The sequence below is a fragment of the Pseudarthrobacter sp. MEB009 genome (assembly GCF_030208875.1).
Lineage (GTDB): Bacteria > Actinomycetota > Actinomycetes > Actinomycetales > Micrococcaceae > Arthrobacter.
This window is the reverse complement of the sequence record NZ_JARVTC010000007.1, coordinates 95,702-122,174: the sequence shown is the minus strand read 5'-3', so window position 1 is coordinate 122,174 and position 26,473 is coordinate 95,702. Positions and strand designations below refer to the sequence as shown.

Below are 26,473 nucleotides of genomic sequence, written 5' to 3'. Positions count from 1 at the left end.
CTCGTCATCGCAAAAGCCCTTCGTAGTGACGTTGTTGTAGCTGCGCATCAATCTGCTTGACGGTCTCCAGGCCAACACCCACCATGATCAGGATCGAGGTGCCACCGAACGGGAAGTTCTGGTTGGCGTTGATCAGCACCAGGGCAACCAACGGGATCAGCGCAACGAAGCCGAGGTACATGGCACCGGGGAGCGTGATCCGGGAGAGGACGTACTGCAGGTAATCAGCGGTAGGTTTGCCGGCACGGATGCCGGGGATAAAGCCGCCGTACTTCTTCATGTTGTCCGAGACCTCTTCAGGGTTGAAGGTGATCGCGACGTAGAAGTAGGTGAAGAACACAATCATGGCGAAGTACAGCACCATGTAGATCGGGTGGTCGCCTCGGGTGAGGTTGTTGTTGATCCACTCAACCCACGGCTGGATCGGCTCGCCGGCCTTGGGCTGGTTGAACTGGGAGATCAGGCCGGGCAGGTACAGCATCGAGGAGGCAAAGATGACCGGGATAACTCCGGCCATGTTGACCTTGATGGGGATGTACGTGCTGGTGCCGCCGACGGTGCGGCGGCCGATCATCCGCTTGGCGTACTGCACGGGGACGCGGCGCTGGGACTGTTCAACGAACACCACCAGGGCCACGGTGAGCAGGCCCACGGCCAGGACGATAAAGAACGTTCCGGGGCCCTGCGAGGTCCAGATGGCGCCGAGCGAGGACGGGAAGGTCGCCGCAATGGACGTGAAGATGAGCAGCGACATGCCGTTGCCCACGCCCTTCTCGGTGACCAGCTCGCCCATCCACATGATCAGGCCGGTGCCGGCCGTCAGGGTGATGATCAGCAGGATCGTGGTGATGATGCTGTCGTCGGGGATGATCGGGAGGTTACAGCCGGGAAGCAGCTGGCCGGAACGCGCGAGCGAAATCAGCGTGGTGGCGTTCAGCAAACCGAGGGCGATGGTGAGGTAGCGCGTGTACTGGGTCAGTTTGGACTGGCCCGACGCGCCCTCCTCGTACAGCTGCTGGAACCGGGGAATAACCACCCGGAGCAGCTGGACGATGATGCTGGCCGTGATGTACGGCATGATGCCCAGGGCGAAGATGGACACCTGGAGCAACGCACCGCCGCTGAACAGGTTGACGAGCTGGTAGAGCCCGCCTGCGGTCTGACCGTTCTGCAAGCATTGCTGGACATTCTGGTAGCTCACACCGGGCGAGGGAATGTACGCACCCAAGCGGAAGATGGTGATGATTCCCAGCGTGAACAACAACTTGCGTCGCAGATCAGGCGTGCGAAAGGCCCGGCCAAATGCGCTAAGCAAGCGTCCTCCTGTGGTGTCAAAGAGAGTGGTGTGATGGGGATCTATAAATCCCAACAACCGAGTCTAACGGTTGATTGCGCGATGCGAACAATCCGGGCGGGCCCGGCTGCGCCCGGCGGTGGCGGAATATCGCCCGGTGGATGTGAAAAACTCCCGGTAGCCAGGGCCTGGGGCCCCGGATACCGGGAGTTCAACAGAAGGCTTCCGCCCGCCGCGCCTTAGAGGGCGGTGGTGGATCCGCCTGCTGCAGCGATCTTTTCAGCAGCGCTGGCCGAGAATGCGTGGACGGTGACGTCAACCTTGACGGTGATGTCGCCGGTGCCCAGCACCTTGACGGGCTGGTTCTTGCGAACGGCGCCCTTTTCAACCAGGTTCTCCACGGTGACAGTGCCACCTTCGGGGAACAGTTCGTTGAGCTTGTCCAGGTTTACAACCTGGAACTCAACGCGGAACGGGTTCTTGAAACCGCGCAGCTTCGGCAGGCGCATGTGCAGCGGCAGCTGGCCGCCGGCAAAGCCAGCCTTGATCTGGTAGCGGGCCTTTGTACCCTTGGTACCGCGACCAGCGGTCTTACCCTTGGAGCCTTCACCACGACCAACACGGGTCTTGGCGGTCTTGGCACCCGGGGCGGGACGCAGGTGGTGAACCTTCAGGGCGTTCTGCTTCTCAGCGGTGCCCTGTGCCTTTTCAGCAGTCTTGTCTGCCATTTACTTCGCCTCCTCTACCTTTACCAGGTGCGGAACCGTGTTCAGCATTCCGACGGTGACGGCATCGGCGGTGCGGACAACAGTCTGTCCGATCCGCTTCAGGCCGAGTGACCGCAGGGTGTCGCGCTGGTTCTGCTTGCCGCCAATGGCGGACTTGATCTGAGTGATCTCCAACTTGGAGTCGGAGGGGACCAGGTTCTTAGCCATAACTTAGACACCAGCCTTTGAGTTCAGGAGGGCCTTCACCAGCGCAGCCGGAGCAACCTCGTCCAGCGGCAGGCCGCGGCGTGCTGCCACTGCTGCCGGCTCTTCGAGGCGCTTCAGGGCATCAACGGTCGCGTGAACGATGTTGATGGCGTTTGAGGAACCGAGCGACTTGGAGAGGATGTCGTGGATGCCCACGCACTCCAGTACTGCACGGACCGGACCACCGGCGATAACACCGGTACCGGCGGAAGCCGGACGCAGCATTACGACGCCGGCAGCGGCTTCACCCTGAACGCGGTGCGGGATGGTGTTGCCAACGCGGGGAACGCGGAAGAAGGACTTCTTGGCCTCTTCGACGCCCTTTGCGATAGCGGCAGGAACTTCTTTAGCCTTGCCGTAGCCAACGCCGACCATGCCGTTACCGTCACCAACGACGACCAGTGCGGTGAAGCTGAAGCGACGACCACCCTTGACCACCTTGGAAACGCGGTTGATGGTAACAACGCGCTCTACGAACTGGCTCTTCTCAGCTTCGCGGCCGCCGTCGCGGCCACCACGGCCACCACGGTCGCCACGGCCCTGGCCGCGGTCGCCACGCTCGCCGCGACGGGCGCCACCACGGCGGTCGTCGGTAGCTGCGGGAGCGGTCGCGTCAGTGGCCGGAGCAGCTACGGCAGCAGTTGCCTTCTGATCTGCAGACACAGTGTCCTTTTCCTTGTTTGCTTCCGTCACAGTGACAGCCCACCTTCACGTGCGCCGTCAGCGACAGCGGCGATCCGGCCGTGGTACTTGTTACCACCGCGGTCGAAGACAACAGCTTCGATACCGGCAGCCTTCGCACGCTCGGCAACGAGCTCGCCAACGCGCTTGGCCTTGGCAGTCTTGTCACCGTCGAATGCACGGAGGTCGGCTTCCAGAGTGGAGGCGCTCGCTACGGTCAGGCCCTTGGTGTCATCGACAACCTGGACGAATACGTGGCGTGCGGAACGGTTGACGACCAGACGAGGACGTACAGCCGTACCGGAGATGCGCTTACGGATACGAAGCTGGCGGCGGCTGCGCGAAGCAGACTTGCTCTTGTTCGTACGCTTCTTGTTAATTGCGATGGCCATGGTTACTTACCAGCCTTTCCGACCTTGCGGCGGATGACTTCGCCGGCGTAACGGATGCCCTTGCCCTTATAGGGGTCCGGCTTCCGCAGCTTGCGAATATTGGCAGCAACCTCGCCGACCTGCTGCTTGTTGATACCTGAAACAGAGAGCTTGGTCGGGGTCTCTACTGCAAAGGTGATGCCGGCCGGGGCAGCAACGCTGACCGGGTGGCTGTAACCAAGAGCGAACTCAAGGTCGGATCCCTTGGCCTGAACGCGGTAACCGGTACCGACGATTTCAAGCTTCTTCTCGTAGCCCTTCGTAACGCCCTCGATCATGTTGGAGATCAGGGTGCGTGTGAGGCCGTGGAGTGAACGGGAGGCGCGCTCGTCGTTCGGGCGGGCGACGGTCAGGGTGTCTGCATCCAGGGTGACCTCGATCGGGCTGGCCACAGTGTGGTTCAGCTCGCCTTTGGTGCCCTTGACGCTGACGACAGAGCCGTCAACCTTGACCTCAACGCCGGCAGGAACGGTGATGGGGAGACGTCCAATACGTGACATTATTCTCTTCCTTTCCCGTTACCAGACGTACGCGAGGACTTCGCCGCCCACGCCCTTCTTGCCGGCCTGCTTGTCAGTCAGGAGGCCGGAAGAGGTGGACAGGATTGCGACACCCAGGCCACCCAGCACGTGCGGCAGGTTGGTGGACTTTGCGTAAACACGCAGGCCCGGCTTGGAAATACGGCGGACGCCAGCGATTGAACGCTCGCGGTTCGGACCGAATTTCAGATCGATGGTCAGCTTTTTGCCGACCTCAGCTTCCTCTTCCTTCCAGCCGGCGATGAAGCCTTCTGCCTTCAGGATGTCGGCAACGCGTGCCTTGAGCTTGCTGTACGGCATGGTCACGGAATCGTGGTATGCCGAGTTTGCATTGCGCAGACGCGTGAGCATGTCTGCGACAGGATCTGTCATTGTCATGGTGGGCTCGTGCCCTTCCTCATAACGGTTTCCGCGGCGCTGCCCTGAACGGATTCAGGGGCCGTGCCGCCGGACCTTTTACGTAGTTAGATTAGTCTTCGGCCTTGAACGGGAAACCAAGCGCCTTAAGCAGCGCGCGGCCTTCGTCATCGGTCTTGGCAGTGGTAACAACCGTGATGTCCATACCGCGGACGCGGTCGATGGAGTCCTGGTCGATTTCGTGGAACATAACCTGTTCGGTCAGACCGAAGGTGTAGTTACCGTTTCCGTCGAACTGCTTGCCGCTCAGGCCGCGGAAGTCGCGGATACGGGGCAGTGCGAGGGTGACCAGGCGGTCCAGGAATTCCCACATGCGGTCGCCACGCAGGGTAGCGTGTGCACCGATGGGCATGCCTTCGCGCAGCTTGAACTGTGCGATCGACTTGCGGGCCTTGGTTACCTGCGGCTTCTGGCCGGTGATGAGGGTCAGATCGCGGACAGCGCCGTCGATCAGCTTGGAGTCCTTGGCGGCATCTCCAACACCCATGTTCACAACGACCTTCACCAGGCGGGGAACCTGGTTGACGTTTTCGTACTTGAATTCCTCAACGAGCGTGCTCTTGATGGAATCGGCGTACTTGGTCTTCAGACGAGGAACGATCTTCGTTGCCGGAGTCTCGAGAGTCTCAGTCATTAGATGTCCTTCCCTGAGCTCTTGGCCACGCGGATGCGTACTTCGCGCTGCTTACCGTCACGTTCAACGGTGTCGATGCGGAAGCCGACGCGGGTGGGCTTCTTGGTGGACGGGTCAACCAGAGCCACGTTGGAGATGTGGATCGGGGCTTCAACAACCTCGATGCCACCGGTCTTGGTGCCGCGCTGCGACTGACCGACCTTGGTGTGCTTGGTTACGCGGTTGACGCCTTCAACCAGCACGCGGTTGGTGTCGGTGAACACGCGCAGGACTTTGCCCTGCTTGCCGCGGTCGCCGCCACGCTCTGCCTTGGCGCCAGTGATGACCTGAACCAGGTCACCCTTCTTGATCTTTGCAGCCATGGACTAGAGCACCTCCGGAGCCAGAGAAACGATCTTCATGAACTTCTTGTCGCGAAGTTCACGACCAACCGGTCCGAAGATACGGGTACCGCGGGGGTCACCGTCAGCCTTCAGGATCACAGCTGCGTTCTCGTCAAACTTGATGTAGGAACCATCCGCACGGCGGCGTTCCTTCTTGGTACGGACGATGACTGCCTTGACAACATCGCCCTTCTTTACGTTGCCGCCCGGAATTGCGTCCTTGACGGTAGCGACGATGACGTCGCCAATGCCTGCGTAGCGACGGCCAGATCCACCGAGAACGCGAATGGTAAGGATTTCCTTAGCACCCGTGTTGTCGGCGACCTTGAGTCGCGACTCCTGCTGAATCACTATTTACTCCTTGCGTCGCGCCGGTTCTCAGACCGAAAATCTTCCTACGGAATGAGCCTTGCGGAACGGTTGATCGGGGTGTCTCTTGACCTGCCTGGATTTTGCCAGACCAGGCCTAAACGCCCGTGCCTGAAGCAGTTGCTCCCATCCGTTCCGGACCGGATCCGGGCGTCAGGGGGCACTATGCCGTGGCACGCTTGTTTACGAGGTTTGATGAAGGCGCGAGAAAGCGCCATACAAACTCAAAATCTTAGCACGTTTCGTTCAGATCCCCATATCACCTGCCGCGCTGCCCCGGCAACACGGATGGACGACGGCGGCAGCCGGCCAGGCCGCCCCGTGCGGCCGGGTGCGTGGCCGCCAGGGCGTACGGCGGGTTAACGGGAAAGCCCCCGCACCCAGGAGGGTGCGGGGGCTTCCAGCGAAGCAGCAGAAGCTACTTGGCCTTCTCGAGGATCTCCACGAGCCGCCAGTTCTTCGTGGCGGACAGCGGGCGGGTCTCGGCGATGACTACGAGGTCGCCGATGCCGGCGGTGTTCTCTTCGTCGTGGGCCTTGACCTTCGAGGTACGGCGGATGACCTTGCCGTACAGAGCGTGCTTCACGCGGTCTTCAACCTGAACAACGATGGTCTTTTCCATCTTGTCAGAGACCACGTAGCCGCGACGCGTCTTGCGCTGACCGCGCTGCTCAGCCGTGGCTGCAGTAGCAGTTTCGGTCACGTTCTCGTCCTTTTCACTCACTTGGCATCCTCCTCGGTCTCAACCGTTTCAGCCGGCTCGGCCTTCTTGGTTGCAGCCTTCTTGGACTTCTTCTCTTCCTTGGCTTCCACAACCGGTGCGGCAACCTCGGCACGGATGCCCAGCTCGCGCTCACGGAGAACGGTGTAGATGCGGGCGATGTCCTTCTTTACCGCGCGCAGCCGGCCGTGGCTCTCCAGCTGTCCGGTGGCGGACTGGAAACGCAGGTTGAACAGCTCTTCCTTGGCCTTACGGAGTTCCTCGACGAGACGCTCGTTGTCGAAACCGTCCAGCTGTGCGGGAGCCAGTTCCTTGGATCCTACTGACATTTCTATTCACCACCTTCGCGACGCAGAATGCGTGCCTTCAACGGGAGCTTGTGGATTGCCAGGCGCAGGGCCTCGCGTGCTACCGATTCTTCGACGCCGGAGATCTCAAAGAGAACCCGGCCCGGCTTGACGTTTGCGACCCACCATTCCGGTGAACCCTTACCGGAACCCATGCGGGTTTCGGCGGGCTTCTTGGTGAGGGGACGGTCCGGGTAGATGTTGATCCAGACCTTGCCGCCACGCTTGATGTGGCGGGTCATCGCGATACGTGCAGACTCGATCTGACGGTTGGTGACGTATGCCGGGCTCAGTGCCTGGATGCCGTACTCACCGAAGGAGACCTTGGTGCCGCCCGTAGCAGCGCCGGAACGACCCGGGTGGTGCTGCTTACGGTGCTTGACTCGACGTGGGATAAGCATTTAAGCCTGTCCTCCTTCTACTGCAGCGGGTGCAGCCTCAACTGCCGGTGCCTCTGCAGCAGGAGCTGCGTCGGCGGCCGGACGGTCGTTACGACGGCGGCGGTCACCACGGTCAGCGCCACCGGGACGGCCCGGACGGTCGCCGGAGCGGCCGCGGGACGGTGCGGAAGCGGCCTGCTGGGCCAGTTCCTTGGCAGTGACGTCGCCCTTGTAGATCCAGACCTTCACGCCGATGCGGCCGAAGGTGGTCTTGGCTTCGTAGAAGCCATAGTCGATGTTCGCGCGGAGGGTGTGCAGGGGCACACGGCCTTCGCGGTAGAACTCCGAGCGGGACATTTCAGCGCCACCCAGGCGGCCCGAGCAGGCGATCCGGATGCCCTTGGCACCGGCACGCTGTGCGGACTGCATGGCCTTCTTCATCGCGCGGCGGAAAGCCACACGTGAGGTCAGCTGCTCTGCAACACCCTGGGCAACAAGCTGGGCTTCCATCTCGGGGTTCTTGACCTCGAGGATGTTCAGCTGGACCTGCTTGCCGGTGAGCTTCTCAAGCTCGCCGCGGATGCGGTCTGCTTCTGCTCCACGGCGGCCGATGACGATGCCGGGACGTGCCGTGTGGATGTCCACGCGGACACGGTCACGGGTGCGCTCGATCTCAACCTTGGCGATACCGGCGCGCTCCATGCCCGTGGACATCAGCTGGCGGATGCGGATGTCTTCGCGAACGAAGTCCTTGTACCGCTGGCCGGCCTTGGTGCTGTCAGCGAACCAGTGCGATACGTGATCGGTGGTGATGCCGAGTCGGAACCCATGCGGGTTTACTTTCTGTCCCACTTAGCGAGCCTCCTCTTTCTCAGGGGTAGCGACAACCACGGTGATGTGGCTGGTGCGCTTCTTGATCTGAAATGCACGACCCTGGGCACGCGGCTGGAACCGCTTCATGGTCGGGCCTTCATCAACAAACGCCTCGCTGATGATGAGGTCGCCTTCGTCAAACGCAACGCCGTCGCGGTCCGCGAGGACCCGGGCGTTGGAGATTGCCGACTGTACTACCTTGAATACCGGCTCCGAAGCTGCCTGGGGGGCAAACTTCAGAATTGCCAGAGCCTCATTCGCTTGCAAACCACGAACAAGGTTGACGACGCGCCGGGCCTTCATAGGCGTTACGCGGATGTGGCGCGCAATTGCCTTGGCTTCCATTGCTTTCCTTCTCTCGTCTTTGACGTAAGTGCAGGCGCCTAGCGGCGCTTGCCCTTACGGTCGTCCTTGACATGGCCGCGGAATGTCCGCGTGGGAGCGAATTCGCCGAGCTTGTGCCCGACCATCGACTCAGTGACAAACACGGGGATGTGCTTGCGTCCGTCGTGTACGGCGATCGTGTGCCCGAGCATGTCGGGGATGATCATCGAACGGCGGGACCAGGTCTTGATGACGTTCTTGGTGCCCTTTTCGTTTTCCCTGGCTACCTTCACAAAGAGGTGCTGGTCAACGAAAGGACCTTTTTTCAGGCTGCGTGGCATGTGTCCAGGCTCCTATCGCTTGTTCTTGCCAGTACGACGGCGACGAACAATAAGCTTGTCGCTCTCTTTGTTGGGGCGGCGGGTGCGGCCTTCACGCTTACCGTTCGGGTTGACGGGGTTACGTCCACCGGACGTCTTGCCCTCGCCACCACCGTGCGGGTGGTCAACCGGGTTCATGGCGACACCACGGACGGTCGGGCGGACGCCCTTCCAGCGCATGCGGCCGGCCTTGCCCCAGTTGATGTTCGACTGCTCGGCGTTGCCGACCTCGCCGACGGTTGCGCGGCAGCGCACGTCAACGTTGCGGATTTCGCCGGAAGGCAGACGCAGCTGGGCGAAACGGCCTTCCTTTGCAACAAGCTGGATCGATGCGCCGGCGGAGCGGCCCATCTTGGCTCCGCCACCCGGACGCAGTTCAACTGCGTGGATTACGGTACCCACCGGGATGTTGAGGAGGGGCAGGTTGTTACCGGGCTTGATGTCAGCACCGGCACCTGCCTCAACAACGTCACCCTGGGAGAGCTTGTTGGGGGCGATGATGTAACGCTTGGTGCCATCAACGTAGTGCAGGAGGGCGATGCGAGCCGTGCGGTTCGGATCGTACTCGATTTCGGCAACGCGGGCGTTGACGCCGTCCTTGTCGTGGCGACGGAAGTCGATCAGACGGTACTGGCGCTTGTGGCCACCACCCTTGTGACGGGTGGTGATCTTACCGGTGTTGTTACGGCCGCCCTTTTTCGGGAGGGGACGTACCAACGACTTTTCCGGCGTTGACCGCGTGATTTCGGTGAAGTCCGCTACGCTCGAGCCACGACGGCCCGGGGTAGTCGGCTTGTATTTACGGATTCCCATAATTTATTTCCTCGTTAAAGTGGTCTCCGCTACGAAAGCGGACCGCCGAAGATGTCGATAGTGCCTTCTTTGAGGCTCACAATTGCACGCTTGGTGTTCTTGCGGGTACCCCATCCGAATTTGGTGCGCTTGCGCTTACCGGCACGGTTGATGGTGTTGATCGATTCGACCTTGACGGAGAAGATTTTCTCCACGGCCAGCTTGATCTCGGTCTTGTTCGAGCGGGGGTCCACCAGGAAGGTGTACTTTCCCTCATCGATCAGGCCGTAGCTCTTTTCCGACACGACGGGTGCAAGCACTACGTCGCGGGGATCCTTGATGGTGGCTGCACTCACTTGGCATCCTCCTCGTTCTTTGCCACTGCCTTGCCGGCAACGAATGCGTCGTAAGCAGCCTTGGTGAAGACAACGTCATCGGAGACGAGAACGTCGTAGGTGTTCAGCTGGTCTGCGTACAGAACGTGAACACCTTCGAGGTTGCGCACGGAAAGTGCAGCAACGTCGTTGGCGCGCTCGATGACAACCAGCAGGTTTTTGCGCTCGGAAACGCCGCGCAGTGCTGCCAAAGCAGACTTGGCGGAAGGCTTGGTGCCTTCAACCAGTTCAGCGACAACGTGGATACGGCTGTTGCGTGCCCGGTCGGAGAGTGCGCCGCGCAGTGCAGCAGCAATCATCTTCTTGGGGGTGCGCTGGCTGTAGTCACGCGGTGTGGGACCGTGGACAACGCCACCGCCGGTCATGTGCGGAGCACGGATTGAACCCTGACGGGCGCGGCCGGTGCCCTTCTGCTTGAACGGCTTGCGTCCTGCACCGGAAACTTCAGCGCGGGTCTTGGTCTTGTGGGTACCCTGGCGAGCAGCAGCGAGCTGTGCAACGACGACCTGGTGCAGCAGCGGCACGTTGGTCTGTACGTCGAAGATCTCTGCAGGCAGGTCAACCTGGACAGTGTTAGCCATTGAACTAGGCTCCCTTCACGGCGGTGCGTACGAAGACGACCTGGCCGCGGGCGCCGGGAACGGCGCCCTTGATCAGGAGCAGCGACTTCTCGGCGTCAACACCGTGAACCGTGAGGTTCAGAGTGGTGTGACGCACGGCGCCCATGCGGCCGGCCATTTTCATGCCCTTGAAGACGCGGCTCGGGGTGGATGCGCCACCGATTGAACCGGGCTTACGGTGGTTCTTGTGGGCACCGTGGGAAGCTCCAACGCCGTGGAAGCCGTGACGCTTCATAACACCGGCGAAGCCCTTACCCTTGGTGGTGCCGATGACGTCGATCTTCTGTCCGGCTTCGAAGACCTCTACTGAGAGCTCCTGGCCAAGCGCGTACTCAGCAGCATCTGCGGTACGGAGTTCGACGACGTGGCGGCGAGGCGTGACGCCTGCCTTTTCAAAGTGACCAGCCAGCGGCTTGGTGACCTTGCGGGGATCGATCTGGCCGTAGCCGATCTGAACGGCGACGTAGCCATCAACTTCTGCGTTGCGCAGCTGGGTGATGACGTTTGAGTCTGCCTGGACCACAGTGACGGGGATGAGCTTGTTGTTCTCGTCCCAGACCTGGGTCATGCCGAGCTTCGTGCCCAGCAGGCCCTTTACGTTACGGGTTGCGGTCATAGTCTCTCAGCACCTCCCTACAGCTTGATTTCGATGTTCACGTCGGCCGGCAGGTCGAGGCGCATAAGCGAGTCGACAGCCTTGGGCGTGGGATCGATGATGTCGATAAGACGCTTGTGCGTGCGCATTTCAAAGTGCTCGCGGCTGTCTTTGTACTTGTGCGGAGAGCGGATAACGCAGTACACGTTCTTCTCCGTCGGAAGCGGCACGGGGCCAACAACCGTTGCGCCTGCGCGCGTGACCGTCTCAACGATCTTCCGTGCTGAAACGTCAATGACCTCGTGGTCGTATGACTTCAGCCGGATGCGGATTTTTTGTCCCGCCATGTCGCCTGACTCTCTTTCAGTCTGTGCTTCCCCTGATTGGGGCTGCTCTGTTCACTTACCCGTTGTGTGGCTGCCGAAGCATTCAAAGTCGTAACCACCACCCGCCGCACAAACTGAATCCGGACGAATCCGGGTTCCTCACCTTGCCGGCGTAACCGACCCCCGCGGTCGGGCGTGTCGCGCTTTGGACGCATACAAATCCGCAATTCCATGGGGGTGGGTTATGTTTGGGCTTCCACCTGGACCCTGGCACCCGGCATTATCCGGATCGGGACACGAAGAAGCGCTTGAACAACTCATCTAGTATGCCGGAAACGGGCGCCAGATGCGAATCGGGCCTTACCGGCCCCCTGCGCGGCCCATTGCCCTGCACTGGGTCCGTGTGGATGATTGGTCCATGACGCTCGAAAGCACGGAATCGGCGACGGAGCTCGCAGGCCGCATCCCGCCGTCGTTCACGTTGGGAGTGGCGGCGGCGGCGTTCCAGATCGAGGGCTCCCTGAGTGCTGACGGCCGTGGCCCGTCCGGCTGGGATGCGTTCGCGGAGAAGCCCGGCGCCATCGTTGCGGGCGATTCCCCGGCAGTGGCCTGCGACCACTACAACCGCCTCCCCCAGGACGTTGCCCTGCTCCAGGACCTCGGCGTGGACTCGTACCGGTTTTCGCTGTCCTGGCCCCGGATCCAGCCTGATGGCCGTGGCGGCTTCAACGCTGAAGGCCTGGATTTCTACGACCGCCTGATCAACAGCCTCCTCGCGGCAGGTATCTCGCCCATGGCCACCCTCTACCACTGGGACACTCCCCTGCCGCTTGAGCACAGCGGCGGCTGGCTCAACCGAGACACCGCCGGCCGTTTCGCCGATTATGCCGCGGCGGCCGCCGCCCGGTTCGGCGACCGCGTGGCGCAATGGGTCACCCTGAACGAACCGTTGTCAGTGACGCTTAACGGATACGCCCTGGGCGTCCATGCTCCGGGCCGCGCACTCCTCTTTGATGCGCTGCCCGCCATCCACCATCAACTCCTGGCCCACGGGCTGGGGGTGCAGGCCCTCCGCGCCGCCGGCGTCGCAGGCGATGTGGGGATCACCAACCTCCACGCTCCCGTGCGGCCCGCCAGCGGCAAGCCCGGCGACCGGCTGGTGGCCCACATGTATGACCTGCTGATGAACAGGATGTACGCCGATCCGGTGCTGTTGGGCCGCTATCCCCGCCTGCCGTTCTACGCCAGGCCGTGGCTGCGGTCCCTCGGCAGGGTCTCCGACGCCGACCTGCGCACCATCCATCAGCCCTTGGACTTCTACGGCCTGAACTACTATTTCCCGGTCAGGGTGGCCCTGGGGCGGGGGCCCGCCGGGCCGCCGGACCTGCCGGAAGCGGTGGCCAGGATGCCCTTCCACGATGTGGGCTACCCCGAATACAAGAGCACCGGCTTTGGCTGGCCGGTGGCGCCGCAGCACCTGGGCATCCTGCTGCGGGACTTCCGTGACCGCTACGGCGCCTCGCTCCCCCCGGTGTTCATCACGGAGGGCGGTGCCAGCTTCCCGGAGCCCGCCAACGTGACCGGCACACTGCAGGATACCGAGCGGGTCACCTATTTGGCCGATCACCTGGGCGCGGCGCTGGCGGCCGTGGCGCCGGGCGGACCCGCGGAGGGTGTGGACCTCCGCGGCTACTACGTCTGGACGCTGATGGACAACTTCGAATGGGCTGCCGGTTATTCGCAGCGTTTCGGCCTGGTCCACGTGGACTTCGACACCCAGGAACGGACGCCCAAACAGTCGTTCTATTGGTACCAGGCCCTGGCGCGGGCCCGGCAGGCCTGAACCGGCCTTCCAGCGGGGCAGTTACTGGTTTTTGTTGGCCCGGTTGATCCGCTTTGCCCGGTCGATTTCCTGGCGGAAATGCTTTTTGGCCCAAAACACGCCTGCCACTACGGCAACGGCGACAATGAGGAAAATAAGCCATCCCATGATGAACTCCCTTCGATGCTGCAACAGTATCAGGGGGCGTTGCCCGACGCTCCGTCCCCTGCTTCAGGCCCGGTACCGGTGCTGCGGTTCAGGCGCCATACAGCGAAGGCAATGAGTCCGACCGCGATCAGCGCCAGCAGCGCGAACGTGTACTGGCGCATGGCCCACAGGACGCACGCGGCAACCCCGGCGGCACCCCACCACACGAACAGCCGTTCACCAAAAGCCAGCCCGGCCAGCAGCAGCCCCGCCAGGAGCACCAGCACCCAAAGCTGCTGGCCGCCGTTGCCGCCGAAGACTATGCCCAGCCCGCTCAATGTCAGCAGCCCGGCCGCCACTGACAAAACAGTCCGGCCCACGGCGGCCTGCCCCGCCAGGTACCGCAGCACCGCCACCGCGGCGCCCAGCAGCACGTACCACTGCACCACCCAGAATAGGTCGGGCAGCCCGGCGAAGCTGCGGGTGTCAAGGCTGAAGATCGAGGCCCGCTGGATGCCTGCCAGCACTGCCACCGCGCCCAGCTCCGCCGTGGCCCGCCGCCATCTGGCCGGCACCTCCACCACAGTGATGCCGACGCCTGCCGCCAGGACAGCTGCGCCGGTCCAGGATGTCGCGTCGGCACGCAGCCCCTGGGCCGCAACGCCGGCGAGGCCCACCAGGGCGCCGCCCACGAGGGACCAACGGCGGACCGGGTCCAGCGCCGAAAGCACACCCGGGAGCCAGCGGGCCCCGTAAAGGCCCACAGCAGCCAGGCCCGTTCCGGCAAGCCACGGCCAGTAGCTTCCCCACACGCCAACCGGGGGCGGGAAAACGGCCAGCGACAGCAGGCCGGCTCCGGCCAGCACCGCTGCCGCAGCCACCGGATACAGGACTGGGATCCGCTCCACGTGGGAGACAGTGAAACAGGTTGCCGCGACCACCAGCACAGCGGCGCCGGGCGCCCAGTCCATGGCCAGGGGCGACAGGGACAGGGCCGTCACCGCGAAGGCGCCGGCAGCTGCAACCCAAAGCCAGCGATCGGCCGCGGACTCCTGCGGGCGCCCGCGCCGCCACACCCCTGCGGCGCACGCCGCAACCGCCAGGCCCATCAGGACCAGCAGCGTGCCCGTATACGTCAGGAACGGCGGCGGCGTCAGGCGGACAACCGGTCCCAGCGAAAGGGCCAGGGCCAGCAGCGCGAAGACTCCGAAGTAGAGTGCGCCGCGGGCCGCGAACAGCCGGCTGGCCACCACCGCGGAAACCAGCAGCAGTGCCAGTTCCAGGAGCACAACCCACCGTCCGGCGTCGGCCGCCCCGGGACCGGAAACGTTCCGCAGCGAGAAAACCACGGGCAGGATGGCCTGCCCGGCCAGGGTGATCCACACCGCGGCCTGCTGGAACGGAACGGCCGCCAGGCGGTGCCGCATCGCCCAGCGCACCCCGTGCTGGGCTGCCAGGACCCCCGCGAACGTGAGGGAGACTGCGGTGGGCGAGGCGCCGGCGTCGTAACTGAACACCACGGCCAGCGCCGCAGCAGACACCCTGGCGGCAACAAAGTACCAGCCCTTGCGGACAGGCTGGGGCGCTGCCACCACCATGGCCGCAGCGAACACGCCAAAGACGGCGAGGAGGATTTCCGCGTAGGCGGGATTCCCGGCGGAAAGCACGGCAAGGGCCACAACCGCGGCAGGGGCAATAACGACGGCGGCCCGGCGTTCGCGGAGCACGTACCCGGCGGCGGCAGCAGACAGCGCAGTGGCGGCAAGGACCGCCGTGTTGTGCCAGGTTCCAGTGGACAGCGCCGGCGCCAGCATGGCACTGGCTGCCAACTGCAGGAACACCACCGCTTCAGTGTCTGCAAGGACGCCACGGGGCGCCCGGCCGAGGATGGCGGCACCCAGCGGGAACACCAGCTGCGCCGCCAGGACGAGGACCAGGACAACGGCCGGCTGGACCGCGCCGGGCGCGTACTGGGCCAGGCCCGTCAGGACCAGGACGGTACCGGCGGCACGCGCCAGCCACCAATAGGTCCAGCGGTGCCCACGTCCCGGCAGCCGGCGTGCGGCGACCAGGAAGTAGGCGGTCAGCAGGAGCAACGCAGCGTTGGCCACGGCGTCGGGGAGCTCACTGAAGGCGGTCAGAACCAGCACGGCGGCTGCCGCCGGGGGCAGCACCTCCCCCACGCTTGCGCTCCACCGGCCGGCCGATGGGTTCCGCGGCAGCAGGAACAGGCCCACGGCCACCGCAGCCGCCAGCTGCAGGAACAGGCCCGCGGTGGCCAGCGGCGCCGGCTCCGTCCAGGCCAGCACAACACTGCAGGCAACTCCGGCGAGTACAAAGCCCATCAACGTTGCCTCCGGCGCCAGCGCGGGCCGGCTCCGGACCATCACCCATACCGACAGCAGCTGCTGGAGGACCACGGCAACGAGGAGTGCCGCCAGGATGGCAGGCCGTTGCGCGCTGCCATCCGTGACGGCGGCTGCAACAGCGGGTGCGGCGGCGGTGAGTGCCAACCTGGCGTTGAACAGCAGCAACGGGACAGTTGCCGGCGTCGCGATTCCCGGGCGCATTCTGGCCAGCCAGCCGGCGCCGGCCAGGAGCAGCATCAAGGCCAGCGGCCACGCCCCCATAACGGGCGCGGCCAGTCCTGCCAGCAGCAGGGCGGCATAGGGGGCATATTCGGCCCTGCCGCCCAGCCTGGCAGCGATTACCATGCTGGTGGCGAGGAGGATAAGCACCGGGACCCAAAGCGGGACGCCGCCCTGGCCCTGCCGGGAAAACTCCACGGCCACGGCAAAGATGCCTGTGGCCAGTACCTGGACGGCAAATGTTCCCAGTGCATCAAAGCGCCACCTGCCCCGGACCCGGGGCGGAACCTGCGGTTGGGCCTGGATCTGTGGCTGGACCTGTCGCTCTTCGTCCGTCACAGGGGCGGAGGGGAACCACTTCGCGAGGACCGGCATGCCGTACGCCACCGCGATGGACTGGGCCGCCAGAAGGACAACCGCCGCCAGCAGACCGTCACGGCCGTGCCCGGTCAGCTCCGCGACGCCCACGGACAACCCCGCTGTCAGGGCTGCCCGAGCGGCGAAGTAGTGCAGGACCCGTTGCGTGCTGCTGCGGACGGCTGCAATGCCGACGAAGTACACACCGCACAGTCCGATGACCCCCGCGTATTCGGACGCGGAGATCAGGCCCGGGATGCAGGTGACAACCAGTGCCACGGCCGGAACCAGCACCGGATGCAGGACGGCCAGGGGCTGCACATACAGCGGCGGGAGCCAGCCGGGCCTGCCCAGGGAGAGCACGGTAAAGCCAATGGACACCGCGATGAGGACCACAAAGTACCAGACCAGGGCTGCGCCGAGCACAGCGGTGCCGGACCAGGCCGTCGAGATCAGGAACGTCAGCGAAAGGTAGGCCAGAACCCTGCTCTCCAGCCGCACCGACGCCGCAACGTAGGCGGCCGTTCCCACCAGGGAGGTGACGAGCCAGGCCGCCGGGCCGTCGCTCCAGACGAAGTTGTACATCGCCAGCCCGGTCACCGGCACCAGCGCCAGCCCCGTGCCGGTAAAGGCGACCGCCGCAGGTTTGAGCCGTGCCACTTTGGCATGCAGGACAAATCCCGCGACGTAGAAGGCTGCGGCCACGGCGCAGACTCCGGCGAACCGGAGCATGGGCGGCAGGCCGGTACCAATAAAGAGGGCAGCCGCAGCCACCAGGAGCAGGCTGGCCACGTAAAGCGTGATGTTGATGTTCTGCCGGTCGCGGCGGGCCCGCCGCGCCTGGCGCTCGGCTTCGGTTTCTACGGGCACGGCAGTTCCATGCATAGGGACCGACGGCGGAACGGCAAGCGGCTGCGCGGGTGTGGCGTGGGCGGGTTCGGCCAGCTGCTGCCGGGCCGGCTGCAACAGTGCCGGTTGCAGCAGGGGCTGCCGGGTGGGCGCCCACGGTTTCTGCGCCGCCCCAAACACTTCCTGCACAGGTGCCAGCGGCGGAGTAGGGACGGCAGGCGGTCCCAGTGGCTCAGCACGCGGGGCCACCGGCGTCGGCCTGGCTGTTGACGATGCTGGCGCCGGTGGTTCCGCGGCCACCCTGGCCATGGCATCGAGCCAGCCCTGCAGGTGTCCGGCCCGGTATCCGGCCTCGTAGGATTCGTCCGTCATGTCCATGGCCTTTCCGGGCAGCGTTGTGGCGCTACTATTTATCCAATGACTGGATAAATAGTAGCAAAGGAAAACCCCGCTGCACAGCAGCGGGGTTTCCCAGCGGTCATCCGGGCCATAAGCCCTTCCGGCCAGTAATCAGCAAAGACTACTTGTTGATCTTGGTAACGCGTCCTGAACCAACGGTGCGGCCGCCTTCGCGGATAGCGAAGCCGAGGCCCTCTTCCATGGCGATGGGCTGGATGAGCGCAACGGTCATCTCAGTGTTATCGCCGGGCATAACCATTTCCGTGCCCTCGGGCAGGGTGATAACGCCGGTTACGTCCGTGGTGCGGAAGTAGAACTGCGGGCGGTAGTTGGAGTAGAACGGGTTGTGACGCCCGCCTTCGTCCTTGGAGAGGATGTAGACGTTGGCTTCGAAGTCGGTGTGCGGGGTGATGGAACCCGGCTTGACGACAACCTGGCCACGCTCGACATCGTCGCGCTTCAGACCGCGGAGCAGGAGGCCACAGTTCTCGCCGGCCCATGCTTCGTCGAGCTGCTTGTGGAACATCTCGATACCGGTAACCGTGGTCTTCTGGACCGGACGGATGCCGACGATCTCGACCTCGGAGTTGATGGCGAGGGTGCCACGCTCGGCGCGGCCCGTAACAACGGTGCCACGGCCGGTGATGGTGAAGACGTCCTCGATAGGCATGAGGAACGGCTTGTCACGGTCACGTACGGGGTCCGGAACGGACTCGTCAACGGCTTCCATGAGGTCCTCGACGGACTTGACCCAAACGGGGTCGCCTTCGAGTGCCTTCAGGCCGGAAACGCGAACAACGGGAGCGTCGTCGCCATCGAAGCCCTGAGCGGAAAGCAGCTCACGAACTTCCATTTCAACGAGGTCCAGCAGTTCTTCGTCGTCAACCATGTCCGACTTGTTCAGAGCAACCAGCAGGTAGGGAACGCCAACCTGGCGGGCGAGCAGGACGTGCTCGCGGGTCTGAGCCATCGGGCCGTCAGTGGCGGCAACCACGAGGATTGCACCGTCCATCTGTGCAGCACCGGTGATCATGTTCTTGATGTAGTCAGCGTGACCCGGAGCGTCTACGTGTGCGTAGTGGCGCTTTTCGGTCTGGTATTCAACGTGGGAGATGTTGATGGTAATGCCGCGCTGACGCTCTTCGGGAGCAGAGTCAATCGACGCGAAGTCGCGCTGCTCGTTGAGAGTCGGGTACTTGTCGTACAGCACCTTGGAAATGGCGGCCGTCAACGTCGTCTTACCGTGGTCAACGTGACCAATGGTGCCGATGTTAACGTGCGGCTTAGTCCGCTCGAACTTTGCCTTTGCCACAGGTTCCTCCTAGAACGTTTTCAAATGACTTACCCTTCAACCGCGCTGATCGCGGCAGAAACTCAGGTAAGTCTACTTGGGGGGCTTTGGATTGGTGAAATTGCAGATTCAGGAACTAATACTAGTCCCTAGAGCCTGTTCGTGCAGATGGCCGGAGCGGCCGGGACCTTCCGGCCACCTGCACCGGCTGTACTTTCCGCTGGCGGAAGCACATCCGAGTTTGTTTGCTGCGTCTTGTCCCGGAGGACTATTCGCCGCGGTTCTTCTGGATGATCTCGTCGGCGAATGCCTTCGGGACCTCGGCGTAGCTGTGGAACGTCATGGAGTACACAGCGCGGCCCTGGGTCTTTGAACGCAGGTCACCGATGTAGCCGAACATGCCGGACAGCGGGACGTGCGCACGGATGACCTTGACACCCTGTGCATCTTCCATGGACTGCATCTGGCCACGGCGGGAGTTGAGGTCACCGATAACTTCACCCATGTATTCCTCAGGGGTGCGGACCTCGACATCCATCAGCGGTTCGAGCAGGACAGGGTTCGCCTTGCGGGCGGCTTCCTTGAAAGCCATCCGGCCGGCGATCTTGAACGCCATTTCCGAGGAGTCAACATCGTGGTAAGCGCCGTCAATCAGCGTTGCCTTGATGCCAACAACCGGGTAACCGGCCAGGACGCCGTCGTTCAGCGCATCCTGGATGCCGGCGTCGACGGACGGAATGTATTCGCGAGGAATACGTCCACCGGTCACCTTGTTCTCGAACTCGTACAGCTCGCCTTCGGAAGTATCCAGGGGCCCGATGGCGATCTGGATCTTTGCGAACTGGCCCGAACCACCGGTCTGCTTCTTGTGCGTGTAGTCGTGACGCGCAACAACATTCTTGATGGTTTCGCGGTAGGCAACCTGCGGCTTGCCAACGTTTGCCTCGACCTTGAATTCGCGGCGCATGCGGTCCACCAGGATGTCCAGGTGGAGCTCGCCCATGCCGGCGATGATGGTCTGGCCCGTGTCTTCGTTGAGGGACACCTGGAAGGTGGGGTCCTCGGCGGAGAGCTTCTGGATGGCCGTGGAGAGCTTCTCCTGGTCACCCTTGGTGTTGGGCTCGATGGCAACCGAGATCACGGGCTCCGGGAAGCTCATGGACTCGAGGACGATCTGGTTGGCGGAATCACACAGGGTGTCACCCGTGGTGGTGTCCTTCAAGCCGATCGCTGCGTAGATGTGGCCAGCGGTAGCGCCATCAACGGGCATTTCCTTGTTGGCGTGCATCTGGAACAGCTTGCCGATGCGCTCCTTCTTGCCCTTGGTGGAGTTGACCACCTGGGCGCCTGCTTCCACGTGACCGGAGTACACGCGGACGAAGGTGAGCTGGCCGAAGAACGGGTGCGCGGCAATCTTGAACGCCAGGGCCGAGAACGGCTCTTCGGAAGACGGCTTGCGGGTCAGTTCCTTCTCTTCGTCGCGGGGATCGTGACCGATCATCGGCGGGACGTCGAGCGGGTTCGGCAGGTAGTCGATGACAGCATCGAGCATCGGCTGGACGCCACGGTTCTTGAAGGCGGAGCCACAGAACACGGGGTACAGCTCGGAGTTGATGGTCATCTTGCGGATGCCGGCCTTGAGCTCGTCAATCGAGATCTCTTCGCCTTCGAGGTACTTCTCCATGAGTTCTTCGGAGGACTCGGCAACAGCTTCAACGAGTGCTGCGCGGTACTCTTCAGCCTTCGCCTGGAGGTCAGCCGGGATCTCCTGGATCTCGTACTTGGCACCCATGGTGACGTCACCCTTGGAGTCGCCGGGCCATACGAGGGCACGCATGTAGAGCAGGTCAACAACGCCGATGAAGTCGTTCTCCGCACCGATGGGCAGCTGCATAACCAGCGGCTTGGCGCCGAGGCGGTTAACAATCGTGTCCACGGTGAAGTAGAAGTCAGCGCCCAGCTTGTCCATCTTGTTGACGAAGCAGATACGCGGGACGTTGTACTTGTCGGCCTGGCGCCAAACAGTCTCGGACTGCGGCTCCACGCCTTCCTTGCCATCGAAGACGGCAACGGCGCCGTCGAGGACGCGCAGGGAGCGCTCAACCTCAACGGTGAAGTCAACGTGGCCGGGGGTGTCGATGATGTTGATCTGGTTGTTTTCCCAGAAGCAGGTCACGGCGGCAGACGTGATGGTGATGCCGCGTTCCTTTTCCTGTTCCATCCAGTCAGTCGTCGAAGCGCCGTCGTGCGTTTCGCCGATCTTGTGGTTCACACCCGTGTAAAACAGGATGCGCTCGGTGGTGGTGGTCTTGCCGGCATCAATGTGGGCCATGATGCCGATGTTGCGGACCTTACTAAGGTCGGTAAGCACGTCCTGTGCCACGGTGTCTCCCTTTCGGATGGACTGCACGTTCGCCGCCGGCTCGGTTGAGCCGGCGGCGATCGGGAAGTATTACCAGCGGTAGTGGGCGAAGGCCTTGTTGGACTCGGCCATCTTGTGGGTATCTTCGCGGCGCTTCACAGCGGCACCGAGACCGTTCGAGGCATCCAGGATTTCGTTCTGGAGGCGCTCGGTCATCGTCTTTTCGCGGCGGGCCTTGGAGTAGCCAACCAGCCAACGCAGGGCGAGTGCGGTGGAGCGGCCCGGCTTGACCTCAACCGGAACCTGGTACGTTGCGCCACCGACGCGGCGTGAGCGGACCTCGAGTGAAGGCTTGACGTTGTCCATGGCCTTCTTGAGGGCTGCTACGGGGTCGCCACCGGACTTGGCGCGTGCGCCTTCGAGTGCACCGTAGACGATGCGCTCTGCCGTGGACTTCTTGCCGTCAACGAGTACCTTGTTGATGAGCTGGGTAACCAGCGGGGAGCCGTAAACGGGATCTAGTACGAGCGGCCGCTTGGGGGCCGGACCCTTGCGAGGCATATTACTTCTTCTCCATCTTTGCGCCGTAACGGCTGCGTGCCTGCTTACGGTTCTTCACACCCTGGGTATCGAGGGCGCCACGGACGATCTTGTAGCGGACACCGGGGAGGTCCTTAACGCGACCACCGCGAACGAGCACAATGGAGTGCTCCTGCAGGTTGTGGCCAACACCGGGGATGTAGGCGGTTACTTCCACGCCACCGTTGAGGCGCACACGTGCAACCTTACGGAGAGCCGAGTTCGGCTTCTTCGGGGTGGTGGTGTAAACGCGGGTGCAGACACCGCGGCGCATCGGGCTGCCGTTCAGCGCGGGGGCCTTGGTCTTTTTGACCTTCGGCGTGCGGCCCTTGCGGACCAGCTGGTTAATCGTAGGCACTCTCGTGTTCTCCGTTGGTTTGATCTCTACCCCGGGACCAGGCGCCAGCCTGGAAGTCGGGGTTTTGGCGTTGTTCCTGCAGCTGCGCCCATGAAAACTTGCGTAGGCGTGCAAAAGCGTGGCATTCGTTGCGCACTTAGCCCGCAACCCGGAAACAAGCTCCACCCAGCATCATGAGAACAAAACCAAAATGATGCTGCGGCGGCCTTCATCCACTGCCACACAGAACAATTACGAAAAGTCTAACACGTATGGACCTGGGGCCTTAATCCGGTGTATACGGGGAAGACCCCGCCCCCACGGTGTGGGGACGGGGTCTTCCTACTCAGGGACCAGTGGTCAGCGGAAGTCGCTGCCCAGGTCGTAGTCATCCAGCGGGATGGCGTGGAACTCAGGAGCTCCGTCGCCGCCCAGGGTGTCGTACGAGAAGTCACTGAATGCGCTGGGGCCGGTGAACAGGTTGGCCTTTGCTTCTTCAGTGGGCTCCACGGTGACCTCGGTGTAGCGCGGGAGACCCGTGCCGGCCGGGATCAGCTTACCGATGATGACGTTCTCCTTGAGGCCGAGCAGCGGGTCGCTCTTGCCTTCCATGGCCGCCTGCGTCAGGACGCGGGTGGTTTCCTGGAAGGAAGCTGCGGACAGCCAGGACTCGGTGGCCAGGGAGGCCTTGGTGATGCCCATGAGCTCAGGACGGCCGGAAGCCGGTGTCTTGCCCTCGGACACAACACGGCGGTTGGCGTCTTCGAAGCGGCTGCGCTCGGCGAGCTCGCCGGGCAGCAGATCCGATTCGCCGGACTCGATGACCGTGACGCGCCGCAGCATCTGCCGGACAATGACTTCCACGTGCTTGTCGTGGATGCCAATGCCCTGGCTGAGGTAAACGCCCTGCACTTCGTCCACAAGGAACTTCTGCGCGGCACGCGGACCCATGATGCGCAGGACCTGCTTGGGGTCAACCGGTCCGTTGATCAGCTTCTGGCCAACCGTGACATGGTCGCCGTCTTCGATCAGGAGCCGTGAACGGCGAAGCACCGGGTAAGCGATGTCTTCGGTTCCGTCGTCGGGCGTGATGACCAGGCGCATCTGGCGCTCGGACTCTTCAATGGTGATGCGGCCGGCTGCTTCTGCAATCGGTGCGACACCCTTCGGAGTGCGGGCTTCGAACAGCTCCTGGATACGGGGCAGGCCCTGGGTGATGTCGTCGCCACCACCGGCGGAGACAGCACCACCGGTGTGGAACGTACGCATGGTCAGCTGCGTGCCGGGCTCACCGATGGACTGTGCGGCGATGATGCCCACGGCTTCGCCGATGTCCACGGTCTTGCCCGTGGCCAGCGAGCGGCCGTAGCACAGGGCGCAGGTGCCGACGCTGGACTCACAGGTGAGTACGGAGCGGACCTTGACCTCGGTGATGCCGGCTGCGAAGAGCTCGGCAATAACAACGTCGCCGCAGTCGGTGCCGGCAGCTGCCAGGACGGTGCCCTTGTCATCGACGACGTCGACGGCCAGGGTCCGGGCGTAGGCGCTGTTCTCAACGTTCTCGTCGAGGACCAGTTCACCGTTGGCGTCGGCGACGGCGATTGCCGTGACCAGGCCGCGCTCGGTGCCGCAGTCCTCTTCGCGGACGATGACGTCCTGCGAGACGTCCACCAGGCGCCGGGTCAGGTAACCCGAGTTGGCGGTACGCAGCGCGGTGTCAGCCAGGCCCTTACGTGCACCGTGGGTGGCGATGAAGTATTCCAGCACCGACAGGCCCTCACGGTAGGAGGACTTGATGGGACGCGGGATGATCTCACCCTTAGGGTTGGCCACCAGGCCACGGATACCCGCGATCTGACGGACCTGCATCCAGTTACCACGTGCACCGGAGGACACCATGCGGTTGATCGTGTTCATCGGGGACAGGCTGTCACGCATCGCCTGGGCGATTTCGTTGGTGGCCTTGTTCCAGATTTCGATCAGTTCCTGGCGGCGCTCGTCGTCGTCGATCAGGCCCTTGTCGTACTGGCCCTGGATCTTGGCGGCGCGCTCCTCGTAGCCGGCAAGGATCTTCGGCTTGTCCTTGGGCACCTCAATGTCGGAGATGGCCACGGTGACGCCCGAGCGGGTTGCCCAGTAGAAACCGGCATCCTTCAGGTTGTCCAGCGTTGCCGCGGTGACGACCTTGGGGTAGCGCTCGGCGAGGTCGTTGACGATCCGGGACAGTTCGCCCTTGTCCGCAACATCCTCAACCCACGGGTAGTCCTCGGGCAGGGTCTCGTTGAAGATGACCTGTCCCAGTGAGGTTTCCACCAGTGCGGTCTGACCCGGCTCCCAGCCTTCGGGAGCTTCCCAGCCTGCGTAGGGCACAAAGCCTTCGAGGCGGATCTTGACCTTGGAGTTCAGGTGCAGGTCACGCAGGTCGTAAGCCATGATGGCTTCCGCCACGGAACCGAAGATCCGGCCTTCGCCGGCTGAACCGACACGCTTGGTGGTCAGGTGGTACAGACCGATGATCATGTCCTGCGAAGGCAGGGTCACGGGACGGCCGTCGGAGGGCTTGAGGATGTTGTTGGAGGACAGCATCAGGATGCGGGCCTCAGCCTGCGCCTCGGGGCTCAGCGGCAGGTGCACTGCCATCTGGTCGCCGTCGAAGTCGGCGTTGAAGGCGCCACAAACCAGCGGGTGCAGCTGGATTGCCTTACCTTCAACAAGCTGGGGCTCGAACGCCTGGATGCCGAGGCGGTGCAGGGTGGGTGCACGGTTGAGCAGCACCGGGTGTTCAGTGATGATCTCTTCCAGGACGTCCCAGACCTGCGGGCGGTAACGCTCCACCATCCGCTTGGCCGACTTGATGTTCTGGGCGTGGTTGAGGTCAACCAGGCGCTTCATCACGAACGGCTTGAAGAGCTCCAGTGCCATCTGCTTGGGCAGGCCACACTGGTGCAGCTTCAGCTGCGGGCCCACCACGATGACCGAACGGCCGGAGTAGTCAACACGCTTGCCGAGGAGGTTCTGGCGGAACCGGCCCTGCTTGCCCTTGAGCATGTCGCTCAGGGACTTCAGCGGACGGTTGCCCGGACCCGTGACGGGACGGCCGCGGCGGCCGTTGTCGAAGAGGCTGTCAACAGCTTCCTGAAGCATGCGCTTCTCGTTGTTGACGATGATCTCCGGAGCACCCAGGTCGAGCAGGCGCTTGAGGCGGTTGTTGCGGTTGATCACACGCCGGTAGAGGTCGTTGAGGTCGGAGGTCGCAAAGCGGCCACCGTCCAGCTGGACCATGGGGCGCAGTTCCGGCGGGATCACCGGGACGGCGTCCAGGACCATGCCAAGCGGGCTGTTGTTGGTGGTCAGGAACGCGTTGACCACCTTCAGGCGCTTGAGGGCACGGGTCTTGCGCTGGCCCTTGCCGTTGGCAATGATGTCGCGCAGCAGGTCCGACTCGGCCTGCATGTCGAAGTTCTCAAGACGCTTCTTGATGGCTTCGGCACCCATGGAGCCTTCGAAGTACATGCCGTAGCGGTCGCGCAGCTCGCGGTACAGGCCTTCGTCACCTTCGAGGTCAGCGACCTTGAGGTTCTTGAACCGGTCCCAGACCTGCTCGAGGCGTTCGATGTCGGCGTCGGCACGCTTACGCACGTTCGCCATCTGGCGGTCGGCGGAGTCGCGGGCCTTCTTTTTGTCGGCAGCCTTGGCGCCTTCGCCCTCAAGGCGGGCGATTTCGCCTTCGAGGTCGCGGGCGATCGCCGCGATGTCGGAGTCGCGGTTGTCGATGAGCTGCTTCTTCTCGATGTCGTGCTCAACCTGCAGGTTGGGCAGTTCCTCGTGGCGGGCAGCCTCGTCGACGCTGGTGATCATGTAGGCGGCGAAGTAGATGACCTTTTCGAGGTCCTTCGGTGCCAGGTCAAGGAGGTAGCCAAGGCGTGACGGAACACCCTTGAAGTACCAGATGTGCGTGACGGGCGCGGCGAGCTCAATGTGGCCCATACGCTCGCGGCGGACCTTCGCGCGGGTGACTTCAACGCCACACCGCTCGCAGATGATGCCCTTGAAGCGGACGCGCTTGTACTTGCCGCAGTAGCACTCCCAGTCCCGGGACGGGCCGAAGATCTTCTCGCAGAAGAGTCCGTCCTTCTCAGGCTTGAGCGTGCGGTAGTTGATGGTTTCCGGCTTCTTAACCTCGCCGTATGACCAACCACGGATGTCTTCCGCGGTGGCGAGGCCGATCTGCATGAGGCCGAAGGAGGATTCGCTGGACATATGGTCC

Annotated in this window: 29 protein-coding genes; 1 reads left to right on the top strand and 28 read right to left on the bottom strand. The window is 63.2% G+C overall.

Annotation, left to right across the window (positions count from 1 at the left end; genetic code table 11):
* Positions 1–4: 4 nt before the first annotated feature.
* The 21 genes from secY to rpsJ form a co-directional block, all read right to left on the bottom strand.
* Entirely contained in the window at positions 5–1,315 is a 1,311-nt protein-coding gene (gene secY, locus QRN07_RS06460) for a preprotein translocase subunit SecY (RefSeq protein WP_050684383.1), read from the bottom strand.
* A gap of 218 nt (positions 1,316–1,533) precedes the next feature.
* On the bottom strand, positions 1,534–2,022 hold the full coding sequence (rplO, locus tag QRN07_RS06455) for a 50S ribosomal protein L15 (RefSeq protein ID WP_050684384.1): 489 nt from the start codon (positions 2,020–2,022) through the stop codon (positions 1,534–1,536).
* Positions 2,023–2,229 (bottom strand): 50S ribosomal protein L30, encoded by a 207-nt coding sequence (gene rpmD, locus QRN07_RS06450; protein ID WP_050684385.1) that lies wholly within the window; start codon positions 2,227–2,229, stop codon positions 2,023–2,025.
* Positions 2,230–2,232: 3 nt separating this feature from the next.
* Complete coding sequence (gene rpsE, locus QRN07_RS06445; protein WP_285240650.1) at positions 2,233–2,961, bottom strand: 30S ribosomal protein S5; 729 nt, start codon at positions 2,959–2,961, stop codon at positions 2,233–2,235.
* Positions 2,958–3,341, bottom strand: a complete 384-nt coding sequence (gene rplR / locus QRN07_RS06440) for a 50S ribosomal protein L18 (RefSeq protein ID WP_011692796.1) — start codon at positions 3,339–3,341, stop codon at positions 2,958–2,960. Before rplR ends, rpsE begins: the two co-directional genes overlap by 4 nt.
* A 2-nt stretch (positions 3,342–3,343) precedes the next feature.
* Positions 3,344–3,880, bottom strand: a complete 537-nt coding sequence (rplF, locus tag QRN07_RS06435) for a 50S ribosomal protein L6 (protein WP_050684387.1) — start codon at positions 3,878–3,880, stop codon at positions 3,344–3,346.
* 18 nt (positions 3,881–3,898) lie between these two features.
* The gene (rpsH, locus tag QRN07_RS06430; protein WP_050684388.1) at positions 3,899–4,297 is read right to left on the bottom strand and encodes a 30S ribosomal protein S8; all 399 of its coding nucleotides are present in this window, start codon (positions 4,295–4,297) and stop codon (positions 3,899–3,901) included.
* Positions 4,298–4,388: 91 nt separating this feature from the next.
* The gene (gene rplE / locus QRN07_RS06425; RefSeq protein ID WP_050684389.1) at positions 4,389–4,970 is read right to left on the bottom strand and encodes a 50S ribosomal protein L5; all 582 of its coding nucleotides are present in this window, start codon (positions 4,968–4,970) and stop codon (positions 4,389–4,391) included.
* The gene (gene rplX / locus QRN07_RS06420) at positions 4,970–5,332 is read right to left on the bottom strand and encodes a 50S ribosomal protein L24 (RefSeq protein ID WP_050684390.1); all 363 of its coding nucleotides are present in this window, start codon (positions 5,330–5,332) and stop codon (positions 4,970–4,972) included. Before rplX ends, rplE begins: the two co-directional genes overlap by 1 nt.
* A 3-nt stretch (positions 5,333–5,335) precedes the next feature.
* Positions 5,336–5,704, bottom strand: a complete 369-nt coding sequence (rplN, locus tag QRN07_RS06415) for a 50S ribosomal protein L14 (protein WP_024366126.1) — start codon at positions 5,702–5,704, stop codon at positions 5,336–5,338.
* Between the two features lie 436 nt (positions 5,705–6,140).
* Complete coding sequence (gene rpsQ / locus QRN07_RS06410; protein ID WP_050684391.1) at positions 6,141–6,446, bottom strand: 30S ribosomal protein S17; 306 nt, start codon at positions 6,444–6,446, stop codon at positions 6,141–6,143.
* Positions 6,443–6,772 (bottom strand): 50S ribosomal protein L29, encoded by a 330-nt coding sequence (gene rpmC, locus QRN07_RS06405; RefSeq protein WP_050684392.1) that lies wholly within the window; start codon positions 6,770–6,772, stop codon positions 6,443–6,445. The genes rpsQ and rpmC overlap by 4 nt, the downstream gene beginning before the upstream one ends.
* Positions 6,773–6,774: 2 nt before the next feature.
* Positions 6,775–7,191: a 50S ribosomal protein L16 gene (gene rplP / locus QRN07_RS06400; protein WP_013601829.1), complete on the bottom strand. Its 417-nt coding sequence runs from the start codon at positions 7,189–7,191 to the stop codon at positions 6,775–6,777.
* Entirely contained in the window at positions 7,192–8,022 is an 831-nt protein-coding gene (gene rpsC, locus QRN07_RS06395; RefSeq protein WP_050684393.1) for a 30S ribosomal protein S3, read from the bottom strand.
* Entirely contained in the window at positions 8,023–8,388 is a 366-nt protein-coding gene (gene rplV / locus QRN07_RS06390; protein ID WP_009358304.1) for a 50S ribosomal protein L22, read from the bottom strand. It abuts the gene before it with no gap.
* 38 nt (positions 8,389–8,426) lie between these two features.
* Positions 8,427–8,708: a 30S ribosomal protein S19 gene (gene rpsS / locus QRN07_RS06385; RefSeq protein WP_003803803.1), complete on the bottom strand. Its 282-nt coding sequence runs from the start codon at positions 8,706–8,708 to the stop codon at positions 8,427–8,429.
* 12 nt (positions 8,709–8,720) lie between these two features.
* On the bottom strand, positions 8,721–9,560 hold the full coding sequence (rplB, locus tag QRN07_RS06380) for a 50S ribosomal protein L2 (RefSeq protein ID WP_050684394.1): 840 nt from the start codon (positions 9,558–9,560) through the stop codon (positions 8,721–8,723).
* Between the two features lie 29 nt (positions 9,561–9,589).
* A complete protein-coding gene (rplW, locus tag QRN07_RS06375; RefSeq protein ID WP_018773664.1) occupies positions 9,590–9,895 on the bottom strand; it encodes a 50S ribosomal protein L23 in 306 nt (101 codons plus the stop codon).
* Entirely contained in the window at positions 9,892–10,515 is a 624-nt protein-coding gene (gene rplD / locus QRN07_RS06370) for a 50S ribosomal protein L4 (protein WP_285240649.1), read from the bottom strand. Before rplD ends, rplW begins: the two co-directional genes overlap by 4 nt.
* 4 nt (positions 10,516–10,519) lie before the next feature.
* The gene (gene rplC / locus QRN07_RS06365; protein ID WP_050684396.1) at positions 10,520–11,170 is read right to left on the bottom strand and encodes a 50S ribosomal protein L3; all 651 of its coding nucleotides are present in this window, start codon (positions 11,168–11,170) and stop codon (positions 10,520–10,522) included.
* 17 nt (positions 11,171–11,187) lie between these two features.
* Entirely contained in the window at positions 11,188–11,496 is a 309-nt protein-coding gene (gene rpsJ / locus QRN07_RS06360; RefSeq protein ID WP_003803825.1) for a 30S ribosomal protein S10, read from the bottom strand.
* A gap of 397 nt (positions 11,497–11,893) precedes the next feature.
* Here rpsJ and QRN07_RS06355 point away from each other — a divergent pair, with 397 nt between their 5' ends.
* Complete coding sequence (locus QRN07_RS06355; protein ID WP_285240648.1) at positions 11,894–13,318, top strand: GH1 family beta-glucosidase; 1,425 nt, start codon at positions 11,894–11,896, stop codon at positions 13,316–13,318.
* Between the two features lie 21 nt (positions 13,319–13,339).
* Here the strand turns inward: QRN07_RS06355 and QRN07_RS06350 are convergent, their stop codons facing one another.
* From QRN07_RS06350 to QRN07_RS06320, 7 genes are all read right to left on the bottom strand, one after another.
* Positions 13,340–13,465: a hypothetical protein gene (locus QRN07_RS06350; protein ID WP_268760258.1), complete on the bottom strand. Its 126-nt coding sequence runs from the start codon at positions 13,463–13,465 to the stop codon at positions 13,340–13,342.
* Between the two features lie 29 nt (positions 13,466–13,494).
* Positions 13,495–17,610: a hypothetical protein gene (locus QRN07_RS06345; RefSeq protein WP_285240647.1), complete on the bottom strand. Its 4,116-nt coding sequence runs from the start codon at positions 17,608–17,610 to the stop codon at positions 13,495–13,497.
* Positions 17,611–17,758: 148 nt separating this feature from the next.
* Positions 17,759–18,949 (bottom strand): elongation factor Tu, encoded by a 1,191-nt coding sequence (gene tuf, locus QRN07_RS06340; protein ID WP_050684398.1) that lies wholly within the window; start codon positions 18,947–18,949, stop codon positions 17,759–17,761.
* Between the two features lie 247 nt (positions 18,950–19,196).
* Positions 19,197–21,311, bottom strand: a complete 2,115-nt coding sequence (fusA, locus tag QRN07_RS06335; RefSeq protein WP_050684399.1) for an elongation factor G — start codon at positions 21,309–21,311, stop codon at positions 19,197–19,199.
* A gap of 69 nt (positions 21,312–21,380) precedes the next feature.
* Positions 21,381–21,851: a 30S ribosomal protein S7 gene (gene rpsG / locus QRN07_RS06330; protein WP_026531948.1), complete on the bottom strand. Its 471-nt coding sequence runs from the start codon at positions 21,849–21,851 to the stop codon at positions 21,381–21,383.
* Position 21,852: 1 nt separating this feature from the next.
* Positions 21,853–22,227, bottom strand: coding sequence for a 30S ribosomal protein S12 (gene rpsL, locus QRN07_RS06325; protein WP_011692814.1), 375 nt, complete (start codon positions 22,225–22,227; stop codon positions 21,853–21,855).
* 339 nt (positions 22,228–22,566) lie between these two features.
* Positions 22,567–26,466 (bottom strand): DNA-directed RNA polymerase subunit beta', encoded by a 3,900-nt coding sequence (locus QRN07_RS06320; RefSeq protein WP_050684400.1) that lies wholly within the window; start codon positions 26,464–26,466, stop codon positions 22,567–22,569.
* Positions 26,467–26,473: the final 7 nt, after the last annotated feature.